Raw genomic sequence first — 11952 nt, 5'->3', positions numbered from 1 at the left:
AATATTAGGAAAACCAACTATTAATAAAGTACTAGCTTAATGAAAAAATATATTTTAGGATTACTTGCCATCACGGCATTATTTGCCTGTAAGGAAGAAGTGAAAGAAGAAACAGTTGTAGAAGAAGTTGAGGTTAAAAAATACTCACCTATACAGGATAAAGACTTAGAAAATGCAGTGATATATGAAGCAAACATAAGACAGTATTCTCCAGAAGGGACTTTTAATGAATTTACTAAAGATATTCCAGAACTTAAGGAACTAGGTGTTAAGGTAATCTGGTTGATGCCTGTTTTTCCTATTTCAGAAAAGAATAGAAAAGCAAAAGCTGACTTAATGGTAGAGGATATTAAGGACCCTAAAGAAAGAGAGAAGTATTTAGGTAGTTACTATGCGGTAGCAGACTATGAAGAAGTAAATCCAGATTTAGGAACGCCTGATGATTTAAAGAATCTTATAAAAACAGCACATGATAATGGTATGTATGTGATCCTGGACTGGGTTGCAAACCATACAGGATGGGATAATAGATGGATTAAAGAATATCCAGACTTTTTCACCAAGGATAAAAATGGTAAAATGATGCATCCAGAAGGTACCGACTGGACAGACACTGCAGATCTTAATTATAGTAATAAAGATATGTGGACGTATATGACACAAGCTATGGAGTCATGGATAGAAAGATATGACGTAGATGGTTTTAGATGTGATGTGGCTCATGAAGTGCCTACTGAATTTTGGAATTATGCGACTAAAGAATTAGAAGACCGCAAACCCTTATTTATGCTAGCAGAAAGTGAAAAGAAAGATCTTTTTAAAGAAGCATTTGATATGGGGTATAATTGGGAAGGGCATCATTTAATGAATGAACTGACTAAGGGTGACTTTGATGTTAAGGAATGGGATAATTACATGGAACGTAATGAGAAAAATTATGAGAAGGATGATATCTTAATGAATTTCATAACAAATCATGATGAGAATTCATGGAATGGATCTGTAAAAGAAAGAATGGGATCAAAGGCAAATACCATGCTTACATTTAGTTACATGATACCTGGTATGCCATTAATTTATTCTGGTCAGGAGTATGGTATGGATTACAGATTAAAGTTTTTTGAAAAAGATACTATCCCTAAAACTAAAGGGGAGACTTGGGATCTTATGAAAAAACTAGGTGAGTTAAAAAACAACAATGCCGCACTTAATGGTGGTAAAAACCCTGCTAGTTATACCAGACTAGAAACAAGTAATGATAATAGTATTTATGCTATTAAGAGAGAAAAAAATGGAGATGTTATTTATTACATTGTAAATTTATCTACAGAGAGAGAAAAAGTAAAAGTAAAAGGCTTGTCAGGTAGAATAACTGATGCGATACGTGGTGGTAGTGTTGATTTTAATGAAGGTGACTTTCTTGATTTTCCACCGTATGGATATCGTATTTTTACTGTAGAAAAATAATACGGTTTTCAACAAAAATGTAAAAAAGGCTTCTCATTAGGGAAGCCTTTTTTTATGATATCTGGTGTCAGTTATAGAATTAAGAGTAGTATGCCATGAAGTTACTTATGTGATTATTCACTTTGCTTTTTATCTGAATTTTTAGAATTCATGTATGCTAATATGTATCAAAAAGTAAAAAGTGAAACTTTCGTGACAATTTTATTGTAATTATGCAAATATCATAGAGTAATTGTCATTTTGTAAAACCTGAAGAGGGAAGCTTTACGTATGTAATGCCGTAGTTTCTATTCCATGAATGCGAGCTTATTTTGAATGATAAAAATGTAACGGTTAAAATTAAAAATTGATTTTTAAGAAATCTTCTCATACTGCTATTCTAGTCTTTGCCGCTTCTGGTAAGAAAGATGCGTGGCGTAAAGGTATTAAAGGCGGTGATGTGCTTTTTGATACACTTACAGATCAAACGGTTGCTCTAGCGAGTAAAACTGGTTTACCATATTTTGTACATACAGAAAAGCAACAAAAGGGATCTGATTTTGGTTCTAGGCTAAGTAATTCTATTCAGGCAGTTTTTGAGCAAGGATATGATAATGTAATAGCCATAGGTAATGACACGCCGCATTTAAAATTATCACATTTTAAACAGGCTATTGGTAACCTAGAACAAGGGGTTGCTACAATAGGTCCTTCCCAAGATGGTGGTTTTTATCTTCTAGGAATTAATAAAGCTACTTTTTTAAAGGTAGAAAATAAAGAAAATAAAGAATCTAGCTTTTCTAAGTTACCTTGGAAAACGTCTCGATTAACTAATTCTCTTACAGATAGTTTTAGTAACGGTCTAGTTTTATATAAAATGCTAGATAAGTTAATAGATCTGGATGCAAGTGTAGATTTAAGGGCGATTTTAGATTACTCATTATCTTTAAATGAAATAATACTTCAACTCATTTTATTATTAGTTGAGAGCGATAAAAGTATAGCGTCTAATAGTAGTGTCCTTTACTTAATTAAGGATGCTGATGTTTATTATAACAAGGGATCTCCTTGTTGTTAATGTCTATATGTATTTATAAGCGCGTGATTTAGAAAATAAATTTGCGTGCATTTTTATCACTTTACTTTTATTAAATGAAACAATTATCCTTTTGGGTAATGCTACTTATGTGCATTACCGCATTCTCTCAAGATCTAACAGTTACCGTAACTGATTTCTCTACTTTTCAAGGTTTACCTGAAATTAAGGTTACTTTAATTAATAGCTCTAGAAATATTTCTATGGAGCAAACGACTGATGCCTCAGGAAAAATAACTTTTAAATCTTTACCTACCATCAATGGTTATGTGGTAAAATTTGAAGGTAACGACCAGTATGAATCTGCAGAAAGTTCTGTTATTAACATACGTTCTAATGAGAACCCATCTGTTGTATTAAGCATTCTCTCAAAAAACGATGATAATACTCTAGATATTGTTGTTATTAACTCGCAGACTAGTAACCGTATTAACCGTCGTGATGCTGAGGTTTCCTTTGAACTAGAAGCTGCCGAAATTCAAGAAATACCTGTAGAAGGTCGTGATATCACTAGAGTTCTATACCGTCTACCTAACGTTACACAAGCAACAGGTTTCTTTCCAGAAGCGCCTAATGTAAGTGTAAATGGAGCAAACCCATTATTCACATCATATACTATTGATGGTATGGATAATAATGAACGATTTTTAGGAGGACAGAGATTTGCGATTCCTTCTGGTTTTGTAAATGACATTACTGTTTTTACTAATAATTATAGTGCAGAGCAAGGTCTAACAGAAAATGGTGTTATAGACGTTACTACAAAGTCAGGTACCAATAAATTAACAGGAGAAGCCTTTTTTATCACACGACCAGGTCCTAGTATAGATGGTACTAGTCAGTTTGCACAAAGAGATTTATCTGGTAATCAGGTTAAAGATGGATTTGCTAGATATCAAGCAGGTGTAGGAGTAGGTGGTGCTTTAGTAAAAGATAAAACCTTTTATTATTTGAACATAGAACATACTACAGATGTAAAAGATAATTTATTAACGTCTCCACAATTAGGTGTTGCAGAAACTGTTGAAGGAACAAATACCTTTAATTATCTATCTGCAAAAATTGATCATAAATGGTCAGATAACTTCCGTAGTTCATTGAGAGCAAATGTAGGTTTTGTGGATATAGAACGTCAGGGTGGTGGACTAGATGGTGGTGCGTTATTTCCTAGTGCAGGAGATACGCAAGAAAGAAACTCTATCAACATCGCTTTAAAGAACAGTTATAATATAGGAGATGTATTTGCCGAATCTAACATTCAGTACTCTCGTTTTAGATGGAATTATTCTCAAGCAAATAACTTTGGTAGTCCTCAAGTAACGGTAAGAAATCCAGCAGATGAAACCATAGCTATTATTGGTAACCCAGGTTATATTTTTGACGCTTTAGAAAACACAGTTCAATTTCAACAGAAATTTAAATACTACTTAGATAACCACTCTCTTAAAGCAGGATTAAACTACATACGTGGAGATCATGAATTATTAGGTGGTGGTAATCCATCAGGTAATTATACGGTAGATTTAACTCAAGCTCAATTAGATGCATTAAGAGCAAGAAATCTAGGTGGCGCTCTTAATATTAACGACCTACCATCTGACGTAGAAGTGACTAACTATGGTGTAGAATTAAGACCAGCACAGTACGGTACCGACCAGTCTATTTATTCTGTTTATGCAGAAGATCTTTGGTCAGTTTCAGATCGTTTAAACGTGACACTAGGTTTGCGTTATGATTATGATAACCTTTCTAAAGGTGGTAGTGACGAAGGTGATAAAAACAACTTTGCACCTCGATTAAATTTAAACTATAAACTGACAGAGAAAAGTAGTCTACGTGGTGGATATGCTGTTTCTTATGGTAAAATACCATATGCAGTATATAGTGATGCTTTACAACAAAACACAACTAGTGAAGATTATCAAGCGCAAATTCAGGAATTTGTAGATTTAGGAATACTTCCTTCAGACACTAACATTGATAGAGTAACCTTTGATGGTAACCTTACTGCAAATGTAGCAGGAGTATCTTACCTTAATGGACCTACTGCAGCATCTTTACAAGATCAACGTGAAGGTGTTTTCTCAAATGAGAGACGTATTCTTAATCCTAATGGGTATGATAATCCATACTCACACCAGTTTGCTATTGGATATCAAGTACAGGTAGAAGAAGATAAACTGTTCTTTGTAGATTTAATTCACAATAGAGGTGAAGATCTTTTAAGATTAAGAAACTTAAATGCCGCTGCAGAATATACGGTGGATCCTGATAACGTAGTAGTAAGAACACAAGCAGAGGCTGATGCTACACGACCTATTCCTATTTCTAATAACAGTGCCGTAATAGACGGGCAGACTAGAACTGGTGTTGCTAGAAGTGTTGTTATTACAGAAAATGGTGGTAAATCTCGCTATTATGCTGCTAGTTTTAATCTTCAAAAATCTAGAGGTGACGATAATTATTCTTACCGTGTTAACTATACACTAGCTAGTTTAAAAAACGATACAGAAGATATTAACTTCCGTGCACAAGATGGTAATAACTATGGAGATGAATATGGAGCATCTATCAATGATAGAAGACATAACATAAACAGTATCTTCAATTATTATCCACTAGAAGGAACGACTATTACAGTTGCAAACATCCTGCAAAGTGGACAGCCTATTAACCGTATTCCAGATGCTTTGCTATATGGAACAACAGATTTAAATGGTGATGGTAGCGGTTTTGGAGACGCATACCAGGGTAACAGTGATCGTTCTCCAGGAGAAGCACGTAATAGTGACCGACTTCCATGGTCGGTTAACTTTGACTTAGGTATACAGCACCAGTTTAAAATTAATGGGGATAAAAAACTAGAACTAAGAGCAGATATCTTTAATGTTTTTAACGTAGAGAATTTGAGTGGATATAGTAACAACGCAACACAGTCTAATCAAATTCAGGCAGGTCCTGCTTCTAGTGGCCGTTTTGTCCAGCGCAACGCAGGTCCACCTAGACAGTTTCAATTTGGTGTTAGATATTTGTTTTAGATATTTGAAAAGTTCCGCTTTCGCGAAAGGGGAACTTTTATCAAGCTTAATATAAGATGTAAAGAATCTATGAAAAAAGTACATATTTACCTTATCCTAATCACAGCGGTTTTAATAACCGCTTGTGGTGGTAAGGAAAAGGAAGAAAATTCTATAGATCTAACTAGTGCTAGCTGGGAAGAAATAGAAAAAGAAGCGCATGGTAAAACTGTAAACATGATGATGTGGAGCGGTGACCCTAAGATTAATTCTTACATGAAAAACTATGTCGCACCAGCTATGAAAGAACGTTATAATATAGATGTAGAATTATCTAACGGTCAGGGAAATGCAGTTGTGCAATTAATCATGACAGAAAAACAAGCTGGTAAAAAGAGTAACATAGACATGATGTGGATTAATGGAGAGACATTCTACCAGTTAAGACAGGTTAAAGGTCTATACGGTCCATTTGTAGATCAATTACCTAATGCGCAATACATAGATCTAGATAACCCATTTATAGGAACAGATTTTCAAGAACCTATTAATGGCATGGAAACACCTTGGGGAAATGTGCAAATGACCCTTATTTACAACAGTGATAAGGTGACTGATTTACCTCAATCACGTGAGGATTTACTTGATTTTGTAAAAGCAAACCCAGGTAAATTCACCTTTGATAATCACTTTACAGGACTGACTTTTTTAAAGGCTTTATTAATCGATATCGCTGGTGGTAAAGATGCACTAGCAGGAGATTTTAATGAAGAAAAGTATAATAAGTACAGCGCTCAATTATGGAGTTATGTTAAAGAATTACAACCTTATCTATGGAAAAATGGCGAGGCATTCCCACAAAACGTGGCGCAAATGCACCAGCTATTTGCTAGCGGAGAGTTGCTGTTTACCATGAGTAATAATGATGCTGAGGTAGATAACAAAATTAATGAAGGTGTTTTTGCAGCGTCTTCTAGAGCTTATGTCCCAGAATTCGGTACGATACAGAATAGTCATTATTTAGGTATAGCAAGTGACGCAGTAGATAAAGCTGCGGCTATGGTCATGATTAATTTTATGATCTCGCCAGAGGCACAATTAGAAAAGCAAAATCCAGATGTGTGGGGTGACGGTACGGTTTTAAAATTGGATAGATTATCACAAGAATTCCAAGAGAAATTTCAAAACATACCTTCTAGAAAACAAGCTCCTAACAGAAAAGATATTCAAGAAAAAGCACTTCAAGAGTTAGCACCTGAGTACATGATAAGACTAGCCGAAGATTTTAGAACAGAAATTATAAATAGTTAGATAGAAGAATACAATTTAAGAATAAGTTAAATAGGTGTATATTATTTACCAGTTCATTTATTCTTGTTCAAAATTAATAGCATTTTTTATTTATCATATTAAACAATAATAACGCAACATAAAATATTGAAATTTAAGTCAAAACATATCTCCATTACGATTTTTATCCTATTTGCAGCAGTGCCTGTTCTCTTAGGGTTTGGATATGCTTTGTTGTATAGTTTTGGGCTTACAGGTATTTTAAGTGAAGGTTTTACAACAGAGTATTGGGAGAAAACACTACTAGCTACAGAGTTCTGGAAGTCCTTAGGTTTCAGTCTTTTTATAGCTGCAGTAGTAATGACTATTTCGTTGTTCTTTTCTTTATGGATAGTAATCTCGTGGACTAAGAATTTATATAAAGGACTGCTGTCTTATGTGACCTATTTGCCACTAGCATTTCCTGCTATTGTAATGGCATTTTTTAGCTTTCAGTTGCTTTCTAAAAGTGGTTTTATAAGTCGTGTCATTTTTAATTTAGGATGGATAGATGACCTAAGTCAGTTTCCAGACTGGACTAATGATGCTTATGGAGTTGCAATTATATTCAGCTTGTGCCTACTGATCACGCCGTTTTTTATCATTTTATATTCTAATTTATATCAAAACGAGCGCATTCCAGAACTTAAAGCACTTGCTCAAACCTTAGGAGCAAAGAAAAATCAAATCACTACCAGAATAATAGTACCTATCTTATTAAAAAAGAGTGCTTTTACAATTATGTTGTTTCTCATATTTGTGATGGGAACTTATGAAATACCGCTATTGTTAGGTAGACAAGATCCATCTATGTTATCGGTTTTTATAATTCAAAAACTTCAAAAATTTAATCTGGCAGACATACCACAGGCATATGCGGTGTCAGTTATTTATATACTTTTAATAGCAACCTTAATAGCGGTAGTTTATAAAACGAGACCAGCATTCTTTAATCCAGAAAAAAACTGATGAAGAAAGCCCTCCAAATATTATTTATTCTATCGATCTTTTTCCCGATCGCATTCTTACTATTACTTAGTCTAGGACGCAACTGGCCGTATCCAGAATTGTTACCGCAATCACTGTCCCTAGAAAACTGGGAGTTTTTACAAAAGTCAGATAGTAAACTATTGCAAACATTTTTCTTGTCTCTAGGTATTTCTATTCTAGTGGCAACGGTAACTACTGCGCTTGCTTTTATAACGAGTAAACATATCGCATTGAGTAAATACCGCAATAAATTAATGCTGCTGGCATACATTCCTTATGTGTTATCGCCAGTTATACTGGCAGCGACACTACATTTCTTTTTTATATACGCTGGTATATCAGGTAACGTGAGTGGTGTGTTGCTAGCGCAGTTTTTTATAGCATATCCCTTTGGAGTTATTATTCTCAATAACTTTTGGAATCATAAAACTAGAGCGATAGAAGAGCTATCTAAAACATTAGGCAGCAGCAGCTGGCAAACGTTTAAAAATGTTTTATTACCCATTTCAAAAAACGCATTGTTACTATGTTTTTTTCAAACATTTCTAGTATCGTGGTTTGAATTTGGGCTCACTAACTTAATAGGAGTAGGAAGTGTGCAAACCTTAACGGTGCGCGTTTTCAGCTTTGTAAATGAGGCAAATATATTTTATGCAGCACTAGCGAGTTGTTTATTAATACTACCGCCCATGATTCTTATATGGATCAATAAGAGATACATATTTGCCACAGAAACCGTAATTTAAGACCATTGGAACCACTTTTACACATAGATAATATTACCAAAAGCTTCGGCAGTGAGACCGTTTTACACAACGTTAGTTTTACGCTGCAAGAACATGAGGTGCTCAGTGTTTTAGGAAAATCAGGTAGTGGTAAAACGACTTTATTAAAAATATTAGCTGGATTAGAAAAAGAAGATGATGGTACTATTTCGCTTTCGCGAAAGCGGATGAACGACACGCCACCTAATAAAAGAAACATAGTTTATCTATACCAAGAACCCTTGCTATTTCCTCACCTTAATGTTTCAGAGAACATAGCATTTGGTTTAAAGATACGTAAGCAATCACCAGATGTGATTAAAACTAAGGTGGAGCACATGCTTGCAGAAATAGGTCTAGAAGAACATGCAGAGAAAATGCCTCACCAGCTTTCTGGTGGACAAAGACAGCGTGTGTCATTTGCAAGAGCATTAATCATTGAGCCCAAAGTGTTGTTGTTAGACGAGCCATTTGGAGCGCTAGATGCTGAGACTCGTGTGCAAATGCAAGAACTATTTAAAAAGCTCTCTAAGAAAATGAAGCTTACTTCTATATTCATTACTCATGATTTAAAAGAAGCACTGACTATGGGAGATCACATAGGTAAAATAGAATTAGGTCATTTTAAAAGGTATGAATCTAAGCAAGATTTTTATGATGACGTAGATAGCGGTGCGCAACAAGAAGCTGCTTTCTGGAAACAGTTTAATTGATCGTGATTTAAATAATTAAAATAAAGAAAGACCGTGGCACTTCTTTCTTATAGATAGAGTACCTCGACATGAGGAAAATGGATTGCTAGCAACAGTCTATAAAAAGATAAAATGATGACAGAAATTAAAAAAGATTTTAACCACTTGCAATCCTTATACTGGGTGTTTACACAGCTGTGTAATGACGATTGTGACCACTGTTACAATGATTCAAGTCCATTTGGGAAACGTATATCTCAAGAAGACTGTATGGCGATAATCGATAATATGCCAGACCATATAGAGCGTATTATCTTAAGTGGTGGTGAGCCTCTAGCCGATATTAAACTGCTACATGCTATTCTTGATAAAATCCAAGACAAGTATAAAGGTAAGACTCAAGTAATGATCCAGACTAACGGTGATTTATTAAACCCTGCAAAGTTACAAGTCCTTATAGATAAGGGTGTTTCTAGATTTGACATCGCATCTATAGATAGATACCATAAAAAAGCTGGTGGTAGATTAATGGAGCTAGCAGATATTTTTGATACTTGTGGTGTGGTCGGTACAGAAAAAGATCCGCTTATAGAAGGTGGTCATTATCTAGCCGAAAATCCTTTAAGTTGGGGTTATTGGGGTGCAAGTGAAGAAATGTGGTTAGGTGGTAACTGGGCCAGAGGTAAAGCGATGAAGCACGATATATGGATGAAGGATCCTGAGCATAACTTTTGTACCATTTTAAGTGGTGCAAGAAACTTCTTAGGTGGTCATGAAGATATACCTAACGAGATAAGCATACAGTTATGGCGCATTAATCCATGTTGTCCAGGTACACATTTCCCTATGGGAGACGCACGTAAACAAAAGGTGAGTGAGGTACTGGATAGAGCAAGTAAGAACTTTGTTTTTAAAATGCTTAATGAAGGTGACCCACTTAAAATGGGATTAAAACTAGGTGTCTCTGAAGCAGATGCAAAAATTAAGAATGAAGAACTTAAAAATATCTGTCTATACTGTGATCATTTCTTAAAATGTAATAAAGATAAAATTTTCAATAAAGATGGCGTCATGGCAGACGTTGTTGAATAACACAATAATGTAATAAAAACTTTAAAAGCAAGGTGTTAGATATGTTATTACCTTGCTTTTAAATTTTCATATAGAGTGCTATTTATCATAAGTAATAAGATAAGCTAGTTTTCCTTACTAGGCTTTATTTCTTAATTTTGTCATTTCTCTTAAAATCAAAATATGATTCCAGACTGGTTTTACAAATTACTTATCGTCATGTGTGTCATAAGTTTGTGCATCTTAGGTTATAAAATCGCCGACGGTGAACAAAACCGAAGTTTTATCTGGTTCGGCTTTTTATTCTTAATGGCTATCTGGTATGCATTAAGGCAATTAAGAAGTAATAAATAAGCTTTTAAACTTTTATTAACCAGCATTCTATAAGACAGTTGGTATAAAACGATTATTTTCACAACATGGCAATTTTTAAACGTGATCCTTGGATTCTCGACATTTATCGTACGTATAGTGGTGCAAACCATTTGTATATACGTGGTCGCGCGCTAGAAGACCAGCCATTAAAACATTATGAGCAACAGACCTTGTATCAGACGCTGCGTAATACCTGGCGTACTTTTGCTACAGACGAGATAAGAAATGCTCAGGTAAAATTAACTTTGCCTAACGGTAAGTTTTTTGAAGTAAAAGCAGACCATGAAGGCTATTTTCTCTTTAATATAAAAACTGATATAGACCTTGATGCATTAACAGATAAAGAAGGATACTTATCCTTTACGGTTAGTTTTGATGAAGATAATTCCGCTTTCGCGAAAGCGAAACGACAAAAACGTCTCAAAATAAATAAATTCTCTGGAGAGTCATTAATACCTCTAGAAACTGCGGCTTATGGAGTTATAAGTGATATAGACGACACTATAATGCATACTGGTGTGACTAGTTTTCTTAAAATACGTGTGGCTTTTAATACCTTTTTTAAGAATTATGACCGTCGTTTACCCTTAAAAGGTGCTGCTAGTTTTTATCAATTATTACATAGAGGCTCGTCAAGTAACGATCAAAACCCAATGTTCTATTTGAGTAATAGCCCATGGAATTTATACAAATATCTAGAGAAATTTCTTGACTTTCATGGGTTTCCTAAAGGACCTATTTTATTGCGAGATTTTCCGACTCCATGGGATAGAACGCCTAAATTAAAACGACCTCATAAAGAGCACGAACTTATCAATATCTTAAAACACTATCCACATATGAAGTTTATTCTTATAGGTGATAGTGGAGAGCACGATGCAGATTATTATAAAGACGTCGCACAGCAATTTCCTGATCGTATAATGGCTATTTATTTAAGATCTGTAGATCACAAAAAGAAAATGTTGAGAGTAAAATCCATTGCCGACGGTTTTACCATATGTCCTATGTTATTAGTAAAAGAATCTAAAGAAGCCGTTACTCATGCTCGTGAGAATGGATGGATTGTGTAAGAAGCTGAATTCCAAAGAAGATTCAAGAAATTAGATTCAGGAATCGAGATTTATTTATAGCGATTCTGCTCTGCATCGGAATGACAAATCAAAAATCAG

Annotated in this window: 10 protein-coding genes; all 10 read left to right on the top strand. The window is 34.7% G+C overall.

Annotated elements, in window-relative coordinates; translation table 11 throughout:
- Positions 1 to 39 precede the first annotated feature (39 nt).
- The 10 genes from ACJJVN_RS10625 (at position 40) to ACJJVN_RS10580 (ending at position 11853) form a co-directional block, all read left to right on the top strand.
- Complete coding sequence (locus ACJJVN_RS10625) at positions 40 to 1467, top strand: alpha-amylase family glycosyl hydrolase (RefSeq protein WP_405378064.1); 1428 nt, start codon at positions 40 to 42, stop codon at positions 1465 to 1467.
- Between the two features lie 346 nt (positions 1468 to 1813).
- Positions 1814 to 2524 (top strand): DUF2064 domain-containing protein, encoded by a 711-nt coding sequence (locus ACJJVN_RS10620; protein WP_405378063.1) that lies wholly within the window; start codon positions 1814 to 1816, stop codon positions 2522 to 2524.
- Positions 2525 to 2598: 74 nt separating this feature from the next.
- Positions 2599 to 5580: a TonB-dependent receptor domain-containing protein gene (locus ACJJVN_RS10615; RefSeq protein ID WP_405378062.1), complete on the top strand. Its 2982-nt coding sequence runs from the start codon at positions 2599 to 2601 to the stop codon at positions 5578 to 5580.
- A 69-nt stretch (positions 5581 to 5649) separates the two neighbouring features.
- Entirely contained in the window at positions 5650 to 6870 is a 1221-nt protein-coding gene (locus ACJJVN_RS10610; protein ID WP_405378061.1) for an ABC transporter substrate-binding protein, read from the top strand.
- A gap of 126 nt (positions 6871 to 6996) precedes the next feature.
- Positions 6997 to 7857, top strand: a complete 861-nt coding sequence (locus ACJJVN_RS10605) for an ABC transporter permease subunit (protein WP_405378060.1) — start codon at positions 6997 to 6999, stop codon at positions 7855 to 7857.
- On the top strand, positions 7857 to 8624 hold the full coding sequence (locus ACJJVN_RS10600; RefSeq protein ID WP_104513877.1) for an ABC transporter permease: 768 nt from the start codon (positions 7857 to 7859) through the stop codon (positions 8622 to 8624). The genes ACJJVN_RS10605 and ACJJVN_RS10600 overlap by 1 nt, the downstream gene beginning before the upstream one ends.
- A 5-nt stretch (positions 8625 to 8629) precedes the next feature.
- Positions 8630 to 9355, top strand: a complete 726-nt coding sequence (locus tag ACJJVN_RS10595; RefSeq protein ID WP_405370546.1) for an ABC transporter ATP-binding protein — start codon at positions 8630 to 8632, stop codon at positions 9353 to 9355.
- Between the two features lie 114 nt (positions 9356 to 9469).
- A complete protein-coding gene (locus ACJJVN_RS10590) occupies positions 9470 to 10426 on the top strand; it encodes a radical SAM protein (RefSeq protein ID WP_405378059.1) in 957 nt (318 codons plus the stop codon).
- A gap of 162 nt (positions 10427 to 10588) precedes the next feature.
- On the top strand, positions 10589 to 10759 hold the full coding sequence (locus tag ACJJVN_RS10585) for a hypothetical protein (protein ID WP_170034452.1): 171 nt from the start codon (positions 10589 to 10591) through the stop codon (positions 10757 to 10759).
- A 65-nt stretch (positions 10760 to 10824) separates the two neighbouring features.
- Entirely contained in the window at positions 10825 to 11853 is a 1029-nt protein-coding gene (locus tag ACJJVN_RS10580; RefSeq protein WP_405370550.1) for an App1 family protein, read from the top strand.
- The last annotated feature ends 99 nt before the right edge of the window (positions 11854 to 11952 follow it).

Source organism: Nonlabens sp. Asnod3-A02 (genome assembly GCF_045063755.1).
Classification (GTDB): domain Bacteria; phylum Bacteroidota; class Bacteroidia; order Flavobacteriales; family Flavobacteriaceae; genus Nonlabens; species Nonlabens xylanidelens.
Note: the sequence above shows the minus strand (reverse complement) of the source record. Positions and strands in the feature narration are given on the sequence as shown.

Bases quoted from the DNA above. Each gene is read 5' to 3' on its own strand.
- ACJJVN_RS10625 (WP_405378064.1), top strand. From the start codon at position 40: ATGAAAAAATATATTTTAGGATTACTTGCCATCACGGCATTATTTGCC.
- ACJJVN_RS10615 (WP_405378062.1), top strand. From the start codon at position 2,599: ATGAAACAATTATCCTTTTGGGTAATGCTACTTATGTGCATTACCGCA.
- ACJJVN_RS10610 (WP_405378061.1), top strand. From the start codon at position 5,650: ATGAAAAAAGTACATATTTACCTTATCCTAATCACAGCGGTTTTAATA.
- ACJJVN_RS10600 (WP_104513877.1), top strand. From the start codon at position 7,857: ATGAAGAAAGCCCTCCAAATATTATTTATTCTATCGATCTTTTTCCCG.
- ACJJVN_RS10590 (WP_405378059.1), top strand. From the start codon at position 9,470: ATGACAGAAATTAAAAAAGATTTTAACCACTTGCAATCCTTATACTGG.
- ACJJVN_RS10585 (WP_170034452.1), top strand. From the start codon at position 10,589: ATGATTCCAGACTGGTTTTACAAATTACTTATCGTCATGTGTGTCATA.
- ACJJVN_RS10580 (WP_405370550.1), top strand. From the start codon at position 10,825: ATGGCAATTTTTAAACGTGATCCTTGGATTCTCGACATTTATCGTACG.